Raw genomic sequence first — 18903 nt, 5'->3', positions numbered from 1 at the left:
GGCCGCAGAGAAATTACGGGTTGAAACGACGCAAAGGGACAGCGCTCTCGTGCCCTTTGCGTTTGCAGCAATCCCTTTCCCGGCTTAAATGCCCAGGCAGAGGTATTTGATTTCCAGGTAGTCTTCGATGCCGTACTTGGAACCTTCACGGCCCAGGCCCGAGGCCTTGATGCCGCCGAACGGCGCGACTTCGTTGGAGATCAGCCCGGTGTTGACGCCGACCATGCCGTATTCCAGCGCTTCAGCGACACGGAACACCCGACCCAGGTCGCGCGCATAGAAATACGAGGCCAGACCGAATTCAGTGTCGTTGGACATCGCGATCACTTCGGCTTCGTCTTTGAAGCGGAACAGCGGCGCCAGCGGACCGAAGGTTTCTTCCTTGGCCACGGCCGCGTTTTTCGGCACGTTGGTGAGGATGGTCGGCTCGAAGAAGTTGCCTTCCATCGCCTTGCCGCCCGCCAGTACGGTCGCGCCTTTGCTTACCGCATCAGCGATGTGCTCCTGGACCTTGGCCACGGCTTTTTCGTCGATCAGCGGGCCGGTAGTGGTGCCGTCTTCCAGACCGTTGCCGATCTTCAGTTTGGCCACAGCTACTTTCAGCTTCTCGGCGAACGCATCGTAGACCGCGTCCTGGATGTACAGACGGTTGGCGCAGACGCAGGTCTGACCGTTGTTGCGGTATTTGGAGATGATCGCGCCTTCGACGGCCTTATCCAGGTCCGCGTCGTCGAACACGATGAACGGCGCGTTGCCGCCCAGTTCCAGCGAGACTTTCTTGATGTCCTTGGCGCACTCGGCCATCAGCTGGCGACCGATTTCGGTCGAGCCGGTGAAGGACAGTTTGCGCACGATCGGGTTGCTGGTCAGCTCGCTGCCGATGTCGCCGGCGCTGCCGGAGACTACGCTGAACACACCCGCCGGAATGCCCGCACGCTGAGCCAGTTCAGCCAGGGCGAAAGCGGAGAAAGGGGTTTGCGAAGCCGGCTTGAGCACCATGGTGCAACCAGCGGCGAGTGCCGGGCCGGCTTTACGAGTGATCATCGCCGCCGGGAAGTTCCACGGGGTGATTGCGGCGGTGACGCCGATCGGCTGCTTGATCACGATCAGGCGCTTGTCCGGCTGGTGGCCCGGGATCACATCGCCGTAGATGCGCTTGGCTTCTTCGGCGAACCACTCGATGAACGACGCGGCGTAAACGATTTCGCCCTTGGCTTCGGCCAGCGGCTTGCCCTGCTCGAGGGTCATCAGGCGCGCGAGGTCGTCCTGGTTCTCGATCATCAGCTCGAACCAGCGACGCAGCTTGCCGGCACGCTCCTTGGCGGTCAACGCACGCCAGGCCGGCAGCGCCTTGTCGGCGGCCTCGATGGCGCGGCGGGTTTCAGCGGCGCCCATCTTCGGCACGGTGCCGAGGATTTCGCCGGTGGCCGGGTTGTTGACCTTGATCGTCTGACCGTTGTCCGCATCGACCCAAGCGCCATCAATGAAGGCTTGCTGGCGGAACAACTGGGTGTCTTTAAGCTGCATGTCGGCTTTCCTTAACAGCACCGCGGCCTGCGCGGAGCAAATTATGATTGTAGAAAGGCGCCTCGCAAGGCTGCCGTCAGGGAAATCAGTGAGCGGACTGTGGCGCGTGAACAGTGCGCGATCGGGCGCAACTGCGCTGCAACATCCCCTCAACGAGCGTTTGAAATCTCAAACGGATCGTAGGTTCAAAGGGGGTAAAGGACAATAGGTCGTTCGAAAAAAAGAACAAAAATGCCGTTTTTCAGATCAACGTGCCGAATCCCGTCGCTGCGCAGAAACCTTAGAACAGCCTCGGCAAAGCGCCAAGCGAGGGTTTTGCAGGACGTTACCGCTTTATGGAATGCAGCAATTCGCGCCGACACGCACACTGACAAAACCCGCCAAAACCGGCATGGACGCCCCGAGCCGACCTAGGTATGATGTCGCCCGCTGCACCAGTAGCTCAGCTGGATAGAGTACTGCCCTCCGAAGGCAGGGGTCGTGGGTTCGAATCCCGCCTGGTGCGCCATGAATCAAACGAAAAAGCCCCGGACTGTGATGGTCCGGGGCTTTTTTGTGGGCGATGGCAAAAACGCTGGACCGACGTCACTCCGTCGTCCAGTCAAACTCATCATATTCATCGTCGTCATCCCCCTCCTCCTCAACCTCATCGAACACCTCGTCTTCATCAACGAGGTCTTCTTCCGGCTGGTTCAGCAGAAATTCCTTACGCGATTCGGTCACTGCACGCCGCATTTGTTCGCCCTTTTCCGGGCAGTTGAGTAGCTGGGCGATGCGGTCGATTTTTGCTGCCACGGGGTCCTCCAGCGCATTGGCAATAGCTCGATAGTGCGCGTTTTCGCGGGGCAATGCCAAATGACTGGGGATTCGGGGCAGTCCGCCGCCCGTGAGCGGCACACAATCAGCGGTGATAACGCCGCACCGCGCTGCTGTTGCGCAGCACATGGCCTTTGATTTTTTCCATCAGTTCGGCGCGGGTCAGGCCGGCAGGCAGAGCGTCCGGGGCGAGATCGAGGGCGTAGATCTGGATGATGTAATGGTGCGCGCTGTCGCCCACTGGCGGGCACGGGCCCATGTAGTGCGTGTTGCCTTTGCTGTTGGTGCCACCGACACCTTCGAGCGCGGATTTGGCGCCGACGCCGGCCGCGATCTGGTGGGTGGTGGGTTTGATCCCATAGTGAATCCAGTGATCGACACCCAGGCCCTTCTGGCCGTCCGGGTCGTGCATGACGATGGCGTAGCTTTGGGTACCGGCCGGGCCGGCGTTCCAGCTCAGCGCCGGCGACTGGTTCTTGCCGCCGCACCCAGGCGCATCGCTGGCCGCTGCCGAGGTGAACAGACGGTTATCCGACACGCCGGGGATGCTCAGGGTGAAGCGCTCCTGGGCCTGCGCCGGGAACTGCACGCAAAGGGTCACGGCGATGGCCGCCAGCCATGGGTTGAGAGAGGTCAATCGGGTCATCCGGGAGCACCTTGTGCAGTGAGGCCGTCGTCGGCCCGCAAACTATAGCTGTACCGTTGGTGCCTTGGCAGTAGCAAATGGCTGAACCTGGCGCGGATACGCCAACTCACAAGAGAAATACCTGCGAGGAAGCCGAAGATGTCCCTGCACCGTGTCGCCCGCTTCACCGATGTCCCGCATGACCGTGGCCTGCAAGTTGAAATCGGCGACAGCAAGCTTGTCCTGCTGCGTGCCGACGGGGAATTGCGTGCGTTTCAGGGTCTCTGCCCGCATGCCGGTGCGCCGTTGGCCGAGGGCGCGCTGTGTCACGGACGTCTGGTCTGCCCTTGGCATAAAGCCGCGTATCGCGCCGAGGACGGCGGGCTGTGCGAGCCGCCGTCGCTCGACAGTCTCAAGCGTTATCCATTGGAATTGCGCGGTGATGAAGTCTGGGTCGATGACCAGCCTTTGCCCGATCCGCACACCCCGCCCGCCGACGATCCGAGAACGTTCGTCGTGGTCGGCGCCGGGGCGGCAGGCACGGCTTGCGCGGCGGCGCTGCGGGAGAAAGGTTTTGGCGGGCGCATCGTAATGGTCGACGGCGAACCTGATGCCGGATACGACCGCACGGTATTGAGCAAATTTGTTCTCGCCGGGGAAATGTCGGCGAAAGAAACCCCGCCCCTGCGCGATGAGGCGTTCTATCAAGCGCAACGCATCGAACGCGTGCGAGGCGAAGTCACTTCACTCGACGCCCCAGACAAAACGCTTCACCTGAACAATGGTGGAATCCTGCGCTACGACGCCGCGGTACTCGCTACCGGCGGCGCGCCCAATCCGCTGAAACTGCCCGGCGCAGAACTGGCCAACGTTTTCGTGCTGCGTTCGAAAGCCCAGGCTGAGCAGATCATGCAAGGCGCCCAACCCGGTCAGCGCGCGGTGATCATCGGCGACAGTTTCATTGCGCTCGAATGTGCATCGGCCCTGCGCGAATACGGCCTCGACATCACCGTCCTGGCACGCCATTCGACCCCCTTCGCCAAGCAATTCGGCGAAGCCGTGGGCAAGGCGATCCGCGCACTGCACGAAGAGCATGGGGTGAAATTCATCAACGAACATGAAGCCGCGCAAATCCTCGGCGAAGACAAGGTCGAGGCCGTGCTGCTGGACAATGGTTTGCGCCTGGCGGCAGATCTGGTTCTCGCCGGAGTCGGCGTTCATCCGGCGACCAAGGCGTTCGACTCATTACCCAAAGAGGACGACCAATCCTTGCGCGTCGATGACGGTATGCGCGTGGCTGATGGTTTGTGGGCCGTCGGTGATATCGCCACGTTCCCGCTGAGCGGGCAGCCCACGCGTATCGAGCACTGGCGCCTGGCCCAGCAACATGCGCGCATTGCCGCCGCCAACATGCTGGGCGGCGAGGAGCATTATCTGGATGTGCCGTTCTTCTGGACCTATCACTTCGGCAAGAACTATGACTATCTCGGTCACGCTGCAGAATGGGACGAAGTCGAGTTCAACGGCGAGCCGGAAAAGCCGCCATTCATTGGCCTGTTCGCGAAGAACGGCATCGTCGTCGCGGCGGTGGCGTGCGACAGGCAACGCGCAATGGCGATGCTGGCCGAGCGGATGAAACAACCTTTACCGATGAAAGAAGCCTGGACGCTGATTCAGGCCTGACAATCATCCGTAGGAGCGGTGTAGGAGCTGACGCGTGCAACGAGGCTGCGATCTTTTAAAAACAAGATCAAAAGATCGCAGCCTCGTTGCACTCGTCAGCTCCTACCCAGCTCCTCCAGGGTTTGCGTGGAGATCAGGTCGGGCGCTTCTCCGGTTCGCGCTGGTCATCGTCCTCGGCATGCAGAAAAATCACCCGCGGATGCTCCAATGGCGCCAGCGGCGGCGGTAGCGTCCCTTGCTGAACTGGCCAGAAATGCGTTTCCACGTGACTGATATCGCCATCCTGATCGTTGTGAATGGTCATTACCCCAGGCGCGCGCAGTTTCTGCAAACGCTCATCACACAGCTTGAAGCTTTTGCTCAATCCCTCATCGCCAATCACCGGCGACGGCAAGCGGCGCTGGGCGAAGCTGCGGCTTTTGCGTTGTTGATAACGCGCCCAGCCGACCAGGATCAACGCGTTGACCAGCGCCACCCACAGATAAACCTGCAAGGTGCCCAGGGCATCGAACGCCGAATGGTCGATGCGTGGCCCGCCGGTCGTTTCGACCAATGGCCATAACCCGCGCGCCAACAGAAACAGCAGGCCAACCCAGGCCATCACGGTGAGGATGACGTCGATCACCACCAGAAAGGGTCGCTGGCGAGTCCGGATGATTTTCATTTGATGACCTCCTCCTGATCGTCGCCGAGCGGTCGGATGCCCCGATCAGGACTGACCCAGCGCGCGCGTTTTTTGTGTTGGCTGAACAACACCTTGGGGAAACTGACCAGGGTGGTCAGCAGACTCACGAGCCAGAACACCAGCGGATACCAGACCACCCAGAACAGGGTCTTGCTCAGACCTGGTTCATAACGGCGATCGATGATGATGCTGACGGCGAACTGCAGCAGGCAGACCACCGCCAGCAACAGCCCGGTGAAGGCTGGCGGCATCAGATGATTCACGGCGATCGCCTCCGGCATGACCATGAACTTGCCCATGCCCCAGAAAATCACCGATAGCAGGAAGGTGAACGCCCAACCGGTGGACAGGCAGTATTCGAACAACAGCGGCCACAGGTAACGATGGCGGTACTGCCAGATGCCGCGAATGTTCTTGAACAGCACTTCGGCGCCGCCCTGAGCCCAGCGCAGACGCTGTTTCCACAAGCCGCCGAGGGTTTCCGGCATGAGGATCCAGCACAGCGCGCGCGGTTCGTAAAAGATGCTCCAGTGATCCAGTTGCAGCTTCCAGCTGATATCGATGTCTTCGGTGATCATGTCCGGGCTCCAGTAGCCGACCCGGTTCAATGCGGTGCGGCGGAACGCGACGATCACACCGGAGACGGTGAAGATGCGTCCGAACACCCGTTGCGTGCGCTTGATCAGTCCGATGATCGAAGAGAACTCGCCGACCTGCACCCGCCCGATCAACGTCGAACGTGTGCGGATGCGCGGGTTGCCGGTCACCGCACCGAGGCGCGCGTTATCCAGCATCGGTGCGACCAGGTAAGCCGCGGTGTTCGGCGCCAGCAACGCATCGCCATCGATGCACACCAGATACTCACTGCGCGCAGCAATCGCACCCATGCGCAGGGCCACAGCCTTGCCCTGGTTTTCCGCCAGATGCAAAACCCGCAAGCGCGGATCTTCCTTGGCCAGCGCGTCGAGGACTTCAGCCGTGTTGTCCCTGGAGCCGTCGTTGATCGCAATGACTTCGATGTTCGGGTAATGCTGCGCCAGCGCCGCATGGATGGTATCAGCGGCGTTATCGCCTTCGTTGTAGCAAGGGATCAGGATCGAAATCAGCGGCTCGCCTTCCAGCGGCGGCGGCAGCGTGTCGTCCTGCCATGGCCAGTGGCGCTCCCAGTGCAGCCAGAAATACAGGCCGCCGGCGATCCACAACCCGGACATGAACAGCGGGTAGAAGAACACGAATGACATCAGGAACTGGCCGGTTACCAGGAAGATCAGCCCCAGCGGAACGCCGAGGACGATTGCCAGAACAAGCAGGGCTAACAGTCTATCCAGCATGTTATGGATTCCATTTGTTGGAGAGTGCAGGCCTTACGGTTTTCAGGTCCGGCAGGTCGTCGAGGAAGTTATCCGGGTAGTAGCCGAAACTGGTTGCGCCCTGACGTTTGAGGCGGCCCATCCAGTCCGCCAGATGCGCGGCATCGATGTCGGCCTGATCCTTTTTCTTCCAGTCCCGCGCCTGCAATTCGAACACCGTGCGGTTGAGCGCACCGGGACGTTTCCTCACCGTGGCGACCAGCGCTTCCAGCCACGGGCCGGACTCTGCCAGGGTCTGGTTTTCCATCAGCGGCATCGCCATCGGCGCCGTCCAGTCGTAGGTGGCGAGGAAGTCATCGAGATTCTGTGCGTACCACGCTTCGCTGTCGGGATTGAGCATCGGTTCAGCGAAGATGTTGCGCGCAGTCAGTACCTGCGGGCCGCGAATGGCGCGAACCTTGGCGGTCAGTTCGTTGGTGAAGTCGATCAGGTAACGGCTCTTGAACCGCGTCCAGCGTTGCATGGCCGCCGGATCGTCGCGCAGCGCCGCGATCGAGCCGGGCAACCCCTGGGCGACGTAGGCCTTCAACGCTTCAGGTGTGGCGTCTTCGAAATCCGAAAGCACCGCATCATCGTGGTAGAGAATGCCGTCGACCGAGGTCAGGCGCGCCACGTCTTCGTAGATTTCACCGATGATCCGCCGAACCTCGGGATTGAATGGCGACAAGCGTTTGTACTGCTTCGGATCGACCGATGTGGTACCGGTTTTCGGGTCCCAGCGGGTCACGCGCGGCAGCTTTGAATCCAGCTCGAAACTCAGCACCGGCATCCACGCATAGACCTTCACATGGGCGCGGGTGCGCAGTTGCCAGGCGACACGGTCAAAGAGGTCCGCGCGCACCGGCAGGTGACGGTTGGGGAAGTACAGCGAATGCACCAGACCGTCGCCCTTGGGATCGGCGAAGGCTTGCAGGAACACCGTGCTGACGCCCAGGTCAGCCATGCGCTGAACCAGTTTGCCAAGGTTGATCTCTTGTTGCGCCGGATCCGGGTCGTAGACGTTATCCAGATCGACATGCACCACGCGCATCGCCAGATCGGCCTGCACCGCGACGATGCTGTTGGCGAAATGCTCACCGTCAGGATCGGAGTCGACGAGGAAACGCGGCCCGCTCATCAGGTTATCGAGGGTGTCGAGACCGTCGTCCAGGGTCAGGGCCATTTCATAGCCCTCCTCGCTGACTACGGTCAGCGACGTGCCGTCAGCAGCGCCGTAAGGCCACACCCACACACGCGGCTTTTGACCGGTGACCTTACGGATCTTCTCGGAGATGTTCTTCACGTCGGTACGAATGCGTGCCTGGAAATCGGCTTCGGATTCGTAGCGTTTGCTGACGGGGTCATAACGCCGGGTCGCGGCGGCCGGCTGCAGGTTGCCCTGCGGGTTGGCGAGGATGCCTTTGTGGCTGGCGTCGGTGTGGGCGGCGATTTCCACCAGCCCGGATCTGGAAATCTCGCGCACCTGCTCCCAGGTCAGGAAGTCCGAACGCTTGCGCGGCGTGCCGGCGAAATCCACCGGCTGGTTCAGCGGTGTATCGATCCAGGTGCCGACCGGCGCCAGCAAGGCAGGCCAGTGGTAGGCCCGCAACACCGGCAGCACGCGGGTATAGAAGCTGGCGTAACCGTCGTCGAAACTGAGCAGCACCGCTTTCGCCGGCAGCTCGGGGCCGCCCTTGCGCGCAGCCATGATCTGGTCGACGGTCACTGGTTGGTAGCCGTTCTCACGCAACCAGGCGAGTTGTTCGATCATGCGTTCGGTACGCACCGCCACCACCGCCTGATCGGGGTCACGGTCATCGACATCGTGATAGGCGAGGCCGAGCACATGGTTTTTCGGCCACGGTTGCTCACTGGCTACGGGCGGGCGCTCGGAGGGTGGCGCGAAGGCCGGGGCTTGCTGGGCGCAGGCGCTGATCAGCAGCGCTCCCAGCAGAAGGATGAAAGGCGAGATAAAAGGCATCTTCAAACTCTTCTAGAAGCGGAAAGTGAGGTCGACGAGCAGACGCAGATCAGTTTCCCGATCACCGTCGTAGGGCCGGTTGATCACACTGAACATGGCGCCCACATCGAACACGTCGTTCCAGGCATAGCGTTGGCCATAACCGAGCAATGCCATGCCGCCGGTGCCATGGTCGCGCTGGCTGTAAGTGCCTGCACCGGCCTGGAATTGCTGGCTCCAGGAAGTCTCGTAGCGGTGGTAGAGCACGTGGTTGACGTTGAGCAGCGGCATCACGCTGAAATCGGATTTCGGATTGAAGTACGGCACGTCGTCGGATTTCGAGTTGTGGCTGGTGCCCACTTCCAGGCCGGCGTCGACCTGGATGTTCGGCGCGCTGTAGATACCCTCGCGCCCGGTCAGTAAGGCTTCTACGCGGTTGTTGCCATCGCTGAAGTGCGACGGGCTGACCGACACGCGCCACTCGCGGCTTTCATTGGCGCGCCAGCGCAGGAACGCGCTGCCGCCGTTGGCCTTGATGTCGCTGTTGAGCGCGCGCAACGGCGTTTCGGCCGACAGGTATTCAAGGCTGCCGCCGTATTGCCAGTGATCGTTGATATCGCGGGCAATCGCCAGTCGCGCGCCCTGCTTGTCGCCGAAGCCATAGTCATGATTCGACACTTCGGCTTCGAGGGTCATGTCACGGGTGCGCCGTTCCAGGCCCACACGCTGGAAGCGGTGGTGGCCGGTGCCTTCGGCGAAATCACCGGTGGCGTAACCGGCGCCGGCAAACACCCGCCAGTCTTCGTTGATCGGCGGGCTGTACAGGGTGCTCTGGATACCAAAATCACGACTGCCGCTGACCGCACCGGCATCGCCGCTGCCGCCACCGTTGGCCTTGCCGCCGTAGGCTTCGACGCGCAGCTCGGCCATGTCATGAACCTCGCGCTCGCGAGCCAGACGCTGCACCTGACGGTTGTCCGGATAGCGCGCGACCACGTCGTCGACCAGTGCATCGTTCTGCCGCCATTCCTGCAGTTCCATCGCGGTACGCGCCTGCGCCACTTCCAGGCCCACATCGCGCGGCGCCATGCTCTCGCTTTCCTTGAGCTGATTTTCGGCCCGGCGCGGCCACTGGCGAGCGAGGTACAGATCGGCCTGGGCCAGACGCAAGCCAAGGTTGCCCGGCGCCTGTTCGACCAGGGTCTGCAAGCGCTTCTCGCCGTGGGGCAAGTCGGCACTGTACGTACCGGCCTGGGCCGCGAGTTGCTGGGCGTCCATCCACTCATCGTTGGGATTGCCGATCGGCAGGCCCTTGAGCTCGACGCGCGGACGCTGGGATTTGGCTGCGTCTTCGGCGACCTTGCGCGCCTCGTCGGCGCGGTCGCTTTCCAGCAGCGAGTAGTACAGCGCAGTGGTGTCTTCGAGACGATCGCCAACATCGGCGTCCGGGGCGGCGAGCACCTGGCGATAAAGCTGCGTGGCGATCTCCGGCTCGCGCTGATCGAGATAAGACGCCGCAACCCAACGCAGGGCGTAGGTCGGAATCTGCACACCCTCGGCTTGCAGCTTCTGGTAATCGCTGATGACCTCGGCGGTGCGCGCGCGGGCCTTGAGTGCGCCCATGCGGTCGATGCGCCAGCGCGTCACGTCGTCGTGGGCGGTGGCGTCGGGTGTCCAGGTGGCGAGCAGTTTGTCGTAGTCGGCCAGCGCGCGATCGGCGATGACGTAGCGTTCCTTTTCGCTGCGGGTGGCCAGTTCGGCCAAACGGACGCGTTCGGCAGCGAGATCGCCTTCGAGGCGACGCAGAGTGACTGGATCGAGCAGGCCGGGGCGTTGGCTGGCCAGGCGCAACGCTGGCTCGGGCAGACGGGCCTTTTGCAGGGCGACCACGTACTCGCGAGCCACTTCCGGTTTGTTGCCGGCGCGGATAAAAGCCTGATCGAACTCGAAGAGTGCGTCGTAGTGTTTGCCGGCACGACCAAGGGCGTAGCCCAGGGCGAGGCGCCGTGACGGATCATCGGGTTTGGCTGCCACCAGCGCCTGGGCGCGGGTCACTGCCTGGTCGGGTTTGCCGGCATCGGCCTGAGTCAGGGCCAGGCCCAGTTGCAGGTCGGCGTTGTCCGGCTCCAGCGCCAGCGCCTTGTTGTACACCTGGGTGGCCTGATCCCAGCGCTTGAGGTTGCGATAGGCACGCGCTGTAGCGGTCAGCGCCTGAACCGGCAGGACGCGGTCGCGGCCCTGGGTTTCATAAACCTTGACCACTTCGGCATCGAGCCCGGCCCAACTGGCGATTTGCAGATGGTCGCTGACCTGTCCGTCGCTGGCCTGGCCCGGCGGCACCTGACGCAACAGCGTCAACGCAGGCGTGTAATGCCCGGCCCGGGCATCGCGCACCATCTCGTCGTAGGGTGCGTCGGCCAACGCCAGCAGCGGCCAGAGCAACTGGCTGCACAGGGCCAATCGGAACAAAGGGCGCAAACCACGATGTAATACAGGACCATCTATACGCGGCATTCGTCAGCATCCTTACATGGCCAGCCGGGTCGCAATGCCCTCCTTGCCCATTCGTAACGGTGGCCGACAGAAACAGCCTTCGGCCAAGCTTGGTGAGGCAGTCTGCACGCAAGCGAGAACGAATTTTCACATCGCAATAATTGTTCAGAATCAGTCAGAGCGTATAAAACCCGGACAGCAAAACGCCCGGCGCCTGTTCACACAGGGGCCGGGCGTCTGGAGGGCGCGCGGTGGGTTATTGCTCTTGGGTGACGCCGGCAAACTTGCTCATGAGGAAGCCGATGAACTGCTCGACGGTCATCTTCTGGCCATTGAATTCGACCTGATTGGCCGCGTAGTGCAGCTTGGTCACCACATTGGTGCCGTCGGCGACAGCCAGTTGCGAGCCGACCGCCATGCCGGCGAACATGTCCGCCGCTTCCTTTGACTGATCGACGATGGCTTTGGCGTCAGTCTGGCCATCGAGTTGCGCCTGCACGCTGAGCAGATCGACCAGCATCGGCTTGGACACCTGAATATTCAGGTCGAGCAGCGCGATCAGCTGCTTGCCCAGTTGATCCGGCGGCAGATCCATCGATTGCGGCTTGGTCAGGTCGATCACCAGATTGGCGCGGCTTTCGCCGTTGGCGGTGTTGAACGAGAGATTCTCCAGCGCCAGTTGCGGGCCGGCGGCCAGCAGTTTTTGCAGATCGGCTTTGACCTGGGCGTTTTCCGCTTCGGTCAGGTTCAGCTCCGGTGCTGGCAGACCCTGCGCAGCGGCTTCAGCGGCGGCTTTTTCGTACGGCTGCAACTTGGTCTGGTAGATCTGCATCAGCGACAGGGTCGAAGGAATGTCGAGGTTCTTCAGGCTCATGGCCATGGCTGCCGATCCGACTTTCTTGTCGTTGAGCGTCACTTCGCCGATTTTGTAGTCGGCCCGGCCCGAGGCGTTGCTGCCGTTTTCTTCGGTGCGGTTCTTCATTTCGAAGTTTTTCACGCCCAGCACCATCGGCTTGGCGCCGAAAGCGGTTTTGCTGCTGGTCACTTCCAGGGTGTTTTCCCCGGTGTAGTAGCCGTAGCTGCTCTTGGCAAGATTGCTGGCCAGGGTCAGGCCGTTCAGTTCGACCTGCACCGGCGCCTGGTCTTCAGACACGGTGACCAGTTTCAGATTGTCCATGTAACCATCGGCCTTGACCTTCTGCGCCTGCGCGCTGGCGGAGATGTCCATGCTCAGGCCGGAGAACTTCAGGCTCGACTGCTCATCCAGCGCGGTTTCGAACGGCACCAGATTGAGGGTGCTGGTGGTCGATTCGTCGTAACCGATGTTGGTCACGCCCTTGAGCGGCGCGACGCCGTTGGTGGCGGCAAACCATTTTTCCGTGGCCGGGCTCTTTTCCAGTTCGTAGTTGCTGGTGGCCATGACCGGCAACCACTTCAACGACACCAGACGCGAGAACGGCAGCGGGCCGTGTTCGATGTGGTCGACGAACAGCAGTTCGACCGGGGCATCCCCGAACATCTCGCCTTCGCCTTTGAGGCGATAGTGCGCGGTGCTGGTGAAGGTGTGGCGCTCCAGCGACACCAGCTCCAGCGATGCGGTGCCGTTGGAGCCGGCCATGGCGGTTTGCAGCTCTTTGTTGGCGTTGTTGACGGCGTTGTTCAGTACGCCTTCGATCTTGGTTCCGGTGTACCACGCCCCACCAACACTGATGGCGCCGATGGCCACAACAATTCCGAGAAGCACGCCTGCTGATTTATTCATGAATGACCCGATCGATTTCCGTGGCGGTGAATGAAGTCGTCTTCCTTGAACCCGGGATCGGGTCGCGGCTCGACTGTGCGCAATTGAGCGGTGGAGATTAGCACCGGGCGCGGGGACGGCCCAATGTTTAAAGGTTAAAGAGTGTCTATGGACACTTGGGAGAGCAAAAAGATCGCAGCCTTCGGCAGCTCCTACATTTGGAATGCGATTGTCCTGTAGGAGCTGCCGAAGGCTGCGATCTTTTGATTTCAGGAATATTGAACCTCGATCTCATCCAGCTGATGATCAAAACTCTTCAGCCGTGCCGTCCAGGTGTACACCAGCACTTCAAAATCCCGATCGATCACCGCCCCGCCCGGCGCCTCCGCCCGCACATCGCAGAAATCCAGCTGATAGCGTTCGCGAGCCATGGCTGTGGCGACGTCGGACAATTCCCGGGCATTGTTGAGCCAGTGCCAGCCTTCGTCGGCGATCTGCTTGTCGAGCTCCAGGCATTGCTTCTTCAGGGCTTCGAGGCTTTTTTCCAGCGGCGTGCCGGTGAGTTCGCCCATGACTTCGGCGAAGGTGCGTCCGGGCTGCCAGTAGCTGCCCCAGAAATAACGGTCGAACACGGTTTCGACCCGGCGCAGGGCGACCTTGGTGTCCCAGATCAGCACGAGCATTTTACCCCGCTCGAGCTGGCGCTTCTTGACCCGCTGCACCTGGATCGAAGTCCACGCGACGACGACGATCGCCATCACCGCGATGAGGGCAACGGCGCTGTCGAGGAAAACCATTGCCGTGTCGATCTGGTGGGCCAGCATGATCCCGTAGAAATACGTGGCCGAGAGCAGCACCAGTGCGACCAGAGCGCACCAGAAGCCGAGAGCGTAAGGGTTTTTCATTATTGGTTTCCCCTGGGCCAGCACGAGCAATGTGCATTGCAGGAGCGCTTGGCATGGGGCGCCCCTCCAACACTTCAAAGCATAGCAACGGCCTCAGGGTTTGCTGGCGCCCGAGGTGTTCGTTCGTCCGCTTTCCCAGCCACCGCCCAGGGCGAGGAACAAATCGATCTGGCTCATCGCGACCTGGGTGTTGGCAGCGGCCAGTTGCGCGGTGACATCGGTGTAGGTACGGGTCGCTTGCAAGTCGGCAAGGAACGACTCGCGTCCGGCCTGGAAGAAGCGGTGGGTCTGCTCGGCGGCCAGCTTCGCCGACTGCTCGGCTTCGGCCAGCGCATCGCGGCGCTGCAGCAACGCGCTGTACTGGGCCAGACCGGTCTGGGACTCGCGGATGGCGTTGAGCACCACGCCGTCGAAATGCGCCAGGGCGCCCTGGGTGTTGGCTTCGGCTTCACGAATGCGCGCGCGGGCGCCGTTGGTCGGCACTTTCCAGCTCAGCGACGGGCCGAAGCCCCAGCGGTTGGTCGACGGATCACCCAGGTCGTCAATGAGACCGACAGTGCCGATGGTTGCACCGATGCTGATGTCCGGGTATAGCTCGCCGGTGGCGATACCGATGCCGGCAGTTGCCGCTGCGAGACGGCGTTCGGCCTGACGAATATCCGGGCGGCGCTTGAGCAGTGCGGCGCCGTCACCGACCGGCACCCGTTGCGCGATTTTCGGCAACTCGGCGCAACTGGCCGTGCCCGCCGGCAATTGTTCGAGCGGTTTGGCCAGCAGCATCGACAGGCGGAACAATCCCGCCTGACGCGCCGCTTCATAGCGCGGCAGATCGGCACGCAGGGATTTGAATTGGGTTTGCGAACGGGTGACCTGGGTTTCATCGCCACGCCCGGCGTCACGCAGACGCTGAATCAGTGTGGTGCTCTGCGACTGCAAATCGAGGGAATGCTCGGCGATTTCCCGCTCTTCGTTGGCGGCGCAGACCTGGGTGTAGGCACGAACCACGTCTGCCACCAGGGTGATGCGCGCAGTGTCGGCGGCGGCCTGGGTCGCGTCGGCATTGGCCTTCGCCGCTTCGATGCCGCGTTGCAGGGTGCCCCACAGGTCAAACTGATACGAGGCGCTGATGCCGATGTCGCCGACGTTATCCACCGGCACTTTCTCCGGCAGCAGGAACGCTTGACCGGACTCCTGCAGACGTTGGGCGCCCATTTTCACCCCGCCGCTCCAACCGCCAGCGGCCTCGGCTTCATCCACCTGAGCGCGCGCCCGCGACAGATTGGCTGCCGCCACTCGCAGGTCGGTGTTGGACGCCATGGCCTGCTGCACCAGTTGATCGAGGCGCGGGTCTTTATACAGTCGCCACCAGTCTGCCGGCACCGGCGCCGAGACCACCGGTTTGCCAGCGACTGCCAGCTCGCCCTGAATATCCTTGCGCTGCACCGCTGCGTCGGCGGGCACCTGATAATCCGGGCCGACCATCTGACAGGCCGAGAGCATCACGCCCAACCCGGCGATCAACCAGGTCCTGCTCATGGCTGCGGCTCCTGGGGTTGATCGTCGATGATCGACACGGTGGCGGTGCGCCCGGCGATCATGCGGAAGTCGGCCGGTACATCATCGAAAGCGATGCGCACCGGAATCCGCTGCGCCAGGCGCACCCAGCTGAACGCTGGGTTGACGTTGGGCAGCAGGTTACTGCCGCTGGTGCGGTCGCGGTCTTCGATGCCGGCGACGATGCTTTCGACATGCCCACGCAACCGGGCACGGTCACCGATCACGCGGATATCCACCGACTGCCCGACGTGAATGCCGTCGAGTTTGGTTTCTTCGAAATAGCCATCGATGTGGAACGAATTGCTGTCGACTACCGACAACACCGGACGCCCGGCGGTGACGAACTCTTGCGGACGCGGCGCGCGGTCGTTGACGTATCCGTCGACCGGGCTGCGGATCACCGAGCGATCGAGGTTGAGCTGCGCACTGTCGACCGCCACCAACGCCTCGGCCAGCGCCGATTGCGCACGGGCCACCCGCGACTGGCTTTCTTCCAGTTGCTCGGCCGGCACCAGATTGCCGAGGCCACGGTTACGTTTGGCTTCACGCTGCGCCTGGGCGAGGGTTTCTTCGCGATCGGCGACGGCGGCCCTGGCCTGGCGCAGGGCCAGTTTGAAGCGGTCCTGATCGATGCTGAACAACACCTGACCACGCTTGATCAACTGGTTGTCCTTCACTTCAACCTGCTGGATCAGCCCGGATACGTCCGGGGCGATCTGGATGATGTCGGCACGAATGTGGCCGTCGCGGGTCCACGGCGCGAACATGTAATACATCACCATGCGCCAGACGAGTACAACGGCAAAAGTCACGATCAGCAGGGTCAGGACCACGCGACCGATAGTCAGAAACGGTTTTTTCATGTCATCAGGTATCGACTGAGTGAGTCCACGCCGTACAGCAGCACGGCGTAGAGCGCCACGTTGAACAATGCCCGGTGCCAGACCAGACGGTAAAAGTGCAGGCGCTGCAGCACGCCATGCACCAGCAAAAACAGCACATAGGTGATGCCCATCAGCACCAGCAGGGTCGGCAGGAAGATGCCGCTGATATCCAGATCACCGATCATAGGGGCGCTCCATCGGGCAGCGGTGCTTCGGGCTCGGCGCTGGAGACGAATTCAACGCCCGGCAGCAAGGCCAGACGCAAACCGCTCAAGGCGTGCAACAGGTGTAGACGGGTTTCATCGTCGCCCTGGCCATTCAGCGCACGGCGGGTACGGTCCAGCGTCATCAGCAGACCGCTCGGCGCCGGCAAGCGTTCGCCGGACTTGAGGCAGGCACGGAAATACTCGCCGACCTCGGCCACCACTTGCTGCAACAAGGCATTCGCCACACCGGTCACGCGCGGCGTGTAGGCGAGCAGATCGAGCATGTTCAGACCGACACGCACTTCGCGCAGCGCGATGCCCGTGTCCTGAGCGGTAAGGGCCAGACGCGGCAGGTGCTGCATCAGCCGATCAAGCAGTTGCACGCCCAGTTGCCGGTGCTCGGCGAGGCTGGCCGGTTCGGTCATGCTGACAATGTCTTTCCAGCTGAATCGGGTCAGGCGCTTGGCCGCCAGCTCGGCACCGAATGGCCGCGCCACCAGCGTCCAGATAAAGGCGAACAACAGCCCCAACGGTCCGGCGAGGTTGGAATTGACGAAAGCGAAAAAGTCCGCATCGTATGCGCCCTGAATGCTGATGAACGACGAGGTGTTGACCAGCGTCAGCAGCATGCCAAGGTAAAAACGCGGCTGCACGGTCAGCGTGCCGATGCAAATGAACGGCACGGCAAACGCCAGCACAAGCATGGGGAAATCGTGCAGGTTGGGCAGAATCAGAAACAGATAAAGGCTGGCGAGCAACACCGACATGCCGGTCCAGAAAAAGAACCGGTAAATCTGCGGCGCCGGGTCGTCCATCGAGGCGAAGAAGCTGCACGCCACCGCCGCCAGAATCACCGCGCTGCCGCCATCCGGCCAGCCGAGCAGAATCCACAGCACCGAAGCGACGATGATCGCCAGAATGGTCGAGGCCACCGAGTACAGCATCAGCCCGCGATCGATGAACGGCGTCAAACGCCCGAGGCGCCAATGCCGGTAGACTGCGCGCCAGCTGTCCTGACGCTCGCAGAGAATCGCATCCTGCAGGCTGCGGCAGTCCTGCCACAGATCGATGAATTCACCGAGGCGGTAGATCGCGTTGGAGAACAGCAGTTGTTTGCGCTCCTCCAGCGCTTCGGCGCTCGGCTGCAGCGCGTCGAGCTGATCGCGCAGTGCTTGCCAGCGCGCGAGATCAGCATCCGCATGGCTCAGCCATTCACGGGTGGCTGTGAGCAACGGCTGGAATTTTTCCACCAGTTCAGGGGTGCGCCGTTCCAGGGCGTATAGCGAATCCTCAAGCGCATCGATCACCGGCAGCAGATGAATCATCCGTCCGCGCAATTCCTTGGTGTTGCGCACCGTCTGCGGCCGCGCGCCTTCGTGGGGCAACTGGCCGATCATCAATTCGAGGCTGTTGAAGTTGGCGACCATGGCCATGCGCAGCGCGGTGACTTCTTCCGGCTGCACATCGCGATTGAGAAACTTGAGGCTGTAGCTCGTCGCGTCGGCGAACCACTTGCTCACCGCATCATTGAACACCGGCGCCAGGCGCCGCGGCCAGAACATCGCGCCGACCACCGCAGCCACGGCGATGCCAAGGAAAATCTCTTCGGTGCGCGCCTCGGCCACGTCCCACACCGCCAGCGGATTATCCACCACCGGCAGGGCAATCAACGGCAAGGTGTAACCGGCCAGCATCAGTGCATAGCTGTTAGCCGTGCGCAGATGCAAGGACATGAACAACAAGATGCCCGTCCACAACGCGATGACGACCACCAGCACATACGGGCTTTGCACGAACATCGGCACGAACAGCACTGCCGCCGCCGCCCCGAGAAACGTGCCCGCTGCCCGGTATAGAGCCTTGGAACTGGTCGGGCCGAGAAACGGGCTGGAGACGATGTACACCGTGGCCATCGCCCAATACGGACGCGGCATTTGCATGAGCAAGGCGATATACAGCGCAATCATCGACGCTGCAAAGGTACGAATCCCGTAAAACCAGTCACGGGCCGGCGGAATGCCAGTGAAAAAACCGTTCAAGAATTGACCACCACAGGCGAACTCGCCGCCTCAAAAGCCCTGAGTACCCGAAGCGTGGCTTCCAGATCACTGCGCTCGATGCCTTCCAGCACCTCATGACGCAAGCGCACCAGCTCGACCTCCACCGCCTGCACCAGCTCGCGGCCGGTGTCGGTCAGGCTCAGGCACTTGGCGCGGCGATCCTGGGCATCTTCGGTACGACGTACGTATCCGGCCTGACACAGCTGATCGAGCAGACGCACCAGCGATGGGCTCTCCATCCCGGCCGCCTGCGCCACCTGCACCTGACGCACGCCCTCGCCCAAGCGGCCGATCATCAGCAACGGCACGGCGCAGGCTTCGGAAATTCCATAGTTGACCAGCGTGGTCTGGCAGATCTTCCGCCAATGCCGGGCGGCCACCACCATGGCGCTGCTGATGTTCATCTGGAGAC

The 18903-nt window shown here is 62.0% G+C and carries 15 protein-coding genes and 1 tRNA gene; 2 read left to right on the top strand and 14 right to left on the bottom strand.

The window, feature by feature from the left end:
• Positions 1-84: 84 nt before the first annotated feature.
• On the bottom strand, positions 85-1527 hold the full coding sequence (gabD, locus tag VNV36_RS11545) for an NADP-dependent succinate-semialdehyde dehydrogenase (RefSeq protein WP_024011131.1): 1443 nt from the start codon (positions 1525-1527) through the stop codon (positions 85-87).
• A 431-nt stretch (positions 1528-1958) separates the two neighbouring features.
• On the opposite strand from gabD, the gene VNV36_RS11540 reads away from it, so the two are divergent.
• Positions 1959-2035 (top strand) — tRNA-Arg (locus VNV36_RS11540).
• Between the two features lie 77 nt (positions 2036-2112).
• Here the strand turns inward: VNV36_RS11540 and VNV36_RS11535 are convergent.
• Both VNV36_RS11535 and VNV36_RS11530 read right to left on the bottom strand, forming a co-directional pair.
• Positions 2113-2382 carry a hypothetical protein gene (locus VNV36_RS11535; RefSeq protein ID WP_325717869.1) on the bottom strand — a complete coding sequence of 90 codons (270 nt, stop codon included), beginning with the start codon at positions 2380-2382 and terminating at the stop codon, positions 2113-2115.
• Positions 2383-2428: 46 nt separating this feature from the next.
• Positions 2429-2989, bottom strand: a complete 561-nt coding sequence (locus tag VNV36_RS11530) for a YbhB/YbcL family Raf kinase inhibitor-like protein (protein WP_016772253.1) — start codon at positions 2987-2989, stop codon at positions 2429-2431.
• 138 nt (positions 2990-3127) lie between these two features.
• On the opposite strand from VNV36_RS11530, the gene VNV36_RS11525 reads away from it, so the two are divergent.
• The gene (locus VNV36_RS11525) at positions 3128-4651 is read left to right on the top strand and encodes an FAD-dependent oxidoreductase (RefSeq protein ID WP_325717868.1); all 1524 of its coding nucleotides are present in this window, start codon (positions 3128-3130) and stop codon (positions 4649-4651) included.
• A gap of 133 nt (positions 4652-4784) precedes the next feature.
• Here the strand turns inward: VNV36_RS11525 and pgaD are convergent, their stop codons facing one another.
• From pgaD to VNV36_RS11470, 11 genes are all read right to left on the bottom strand, one after another.
• The gene (gene pgaD, locus VNV36_RS11520; protein WP_325717867.1) at positions 4785-5315 is read right to left on the bottom strand and encodes a poly-beta-1,6-N-acetyl-D-glucosamine biosynthesis protein PgaD; all 531 of its coding nucleotides are present in this window, start codon (positions 5313-5315) and stop codon (positions 4785-4787) included.
• On the bottom strand, positions 5312-6667 hold the full coding sequence (gene pgaC / locus VNV36_RS11515; RefSeq protein WP_325717866.1) for a poly-beta-1,6-N-acetyl-D-glucosamine synthase: 1356 nt from the start codon (positions 6665-6667) through the stop codon (positions 5312-5314). The genes pgaD and pgaC overlap by 4 nt, the downstream gene beginning before the upstream one ends.
• A 1-nt stretch (position 6668) precedes the next feature.
• Complete coding sequence (gene pgaB, locus VNV36_RS11510; protein ID WP_325717865.1) at positions 6669-8666, bottom strand: poly-beta-1,6-N-acetyl-D-glucosamine N-deacetylase PgaB; 1998 nt, start codon at positions 8664-8666, stop codon at positions 6669-6671.
• Positions 8667-8678: 12 nt separating this feature from the next.
• Positions 8679-11159: a poly-beta-1,6 N-acetyl-D-glucosamine export porin PgaA gene (gene pgaA / locus VNV36_RS11505; RefSeq protein WP_325717864.1), complete on the bottom strand. Its 2481-nt coding sequence runs from the start codon at positions 11157-11159 to the stop codon at positions 8679-8681.
• Between the two features lie 235 nt (positions 11160-11394).
• Complete coding sequence (locus VNV36_RS11500) at positions 11395-12900, bottom strand: YdgA family protein (RefSeq protein ID WP_325717863.1); 1506 nt, start codon at positions 12898-12900, stop codon at positions 11395-11397.
• A gap of 248 nt (positions 12901-13148) precedes the next feature.
• Positions 13149-13784: an NADH:ubiquinone oxidoreductase subunit N gene (locus tag VNV36_RS11495; RefSeq protein ID WP_325717862.1), complete on the bottom strand. Its 636-nt coding sequence runs from the start codon at positions 13782-13784 to the stop codon at positions 13149-13151.
• Positions 13785-13877: 93 nt separating this feature from the next.
• Complete coding sequence (locus tag VNV36_RS11490) at positions 13878-15320, bottom strand: efflux transporter outer membrane subunit (protein WP_325717861.1); 1443 nt, start codon at positions 15318-15320, stop codon at positions 13878-13880.
• Complete coding sequence (locus VNV36_RS11485) at positions 15317-16204, bottom strand: efflux RND transporter periplasmic adaptor subunit (protein ID WP_325717860.1); 888 nt, start codon at positions 16202-16204, stop codon at positions 15317-15319. Before VNV36_RS11485 ends, VNV36_RS11490 begins: the two co-directional genes overlap by 4 nt.
• A complete protein-coding gene (locus VNV36_RS11480) occupies positions 16201-16410 on the bottom strand; it encodes a DUF1656 domain-containing protein (protein WP_016772264.1) in 210 nt (69 codons plus the stop codon). The genes VNV36_RS11485 and VNV36_RS11480 overlap by 4 nt, the downstream gene beginning before the upstream one ends.
• Positions 16407-18470, bottom strand: coding sequence for an FUSC family protein (locus tag VNV36_RS11475; protein WP_325717859.1), 2064 nt, complete (start codon positions 18468-18470; stop codon positions 16407-16409). The genes VNV36_RS11480 and VNV36_RS11475 overlap by 4 nt, the downstream gene beginning before the upstream one ends.
• Positions 18467-18895 carry a MarR family winged helix-turn-helix transcriptional regulator gene (locus tag VNV36_RS11470; protein WP_325718007.1) on the bottom strand — a complete coding sequence of 143 codons (429 nt, stop codon included), beginning with the start codon at positions 18893-18895 and terminating at the stop codon, positions 18467-18469. Before VNV36_RS11470 ends, VNV36_RS11475 begins: the two co-directional genes overlap by 4 nt.
• Between the last annotated feature and the right edge of the window lie 8 nt (positions 18896-18903).

Origin of the sequence: Pseudomonas sp. (assembly GCF_035554175.1) — a bacterium.
Lineage (GTDB): Bacteria > Pseudomonadota > Gammaproteobacteria > Pseudomonadales > Pseudomonadaceae > Aquipseudomonas.
This window is presented reverse-complemented; position numbering and strand designations above follow the sequence as displayed.

Coding starts and splice junctions, on each gene's coding strand:
- gabD (WP_024011131.1), bottom strand. CDS start 1,527: ATGCAGCTTAAAGACACCCAGTTGTTCCGCCAGCAAGCCTTCATTGAT.
- VNV36_RS11530 (WP_016772253.1), bottom strand. CDS start 2,989: ATGACCCGATTGACCTCTCTCAACCCATGGCTGGCGGCCATCGCCGTG.
- VNV36_RS11525 (WP_325717868.1), top strand. CDS start 3,128: ATGTCCCTGCACCGTGTCGCCCGCTTCACCGATGTCCCGCATGACCGT.
- pgaD (WP_325717867.1), bottom strand. CDS start 5,315: ATGAAAATCATCCGGACTCGCCAGCGACCCTTTCTGGTGGTGATCGAC.
- pgaC (WP_325717866.1), bottom strand. CDS start 6,667: ATGCTGGATAGACTGTTAGCCCTGCTTGTTCTGGCAATCGTCCTCGGC.
- pgaB (WP_325717865.1), bottom strand. CDS start 8,666: ATGCCTTTTATCTCGCCTTTCATCCTTCTGCTGGGAGCGCTGCTGATC.
- pgaA (WP_325717864.1), bottom strand. CDS start 11,159: ATGCCGCGTATAGATGGTCCTGTATTACATCGTGGTTTGCGCCCTTTG.
- VNV36_RS11500 (WP_325717863.1), bottom strand. CDS start 12,900: ATGAATAAATCAGCAGGCGTGCTTCTCGGAATTGTTGTGGCCATCGGC.
- VNV36_RS11495 (WP_325717862.1), bottom strand. CDS start 13,784: ATGAAAAACCCTTACGCTCTCGGCTTCTGGTGCGCTCTGGTCGCACTG.
- VNV36_RS11490 (WP_325717861.1), bottom strand. CDS start 15,320: ATGAGCAGGACCTGGTTGATCGCCGGGTTGGGCGTGATGCTCTCGGCC.
- VNV36_RS11485 (WP_325717860.1), bottom strand. CDS start 16,204: ATGAAAAAACCGTTTCTGACTATCGGTCGCGTGGTCCTGACCCTGCTG.
- VNV36_RS11480 (WP_016772264.1), bottom strand. CDS start 16,410: ATGATCGGTGATCTGGATATCAGCGGCATCTTCCTGCCGACCCTGCTG.
- VNV36_RS11470 (WP_325718007.1), bottom strand. CDS start 18,895: ATGAACATCAGCAGCGCCATGGTGGTGGCCGCCCGGCATTGGCGGAAG.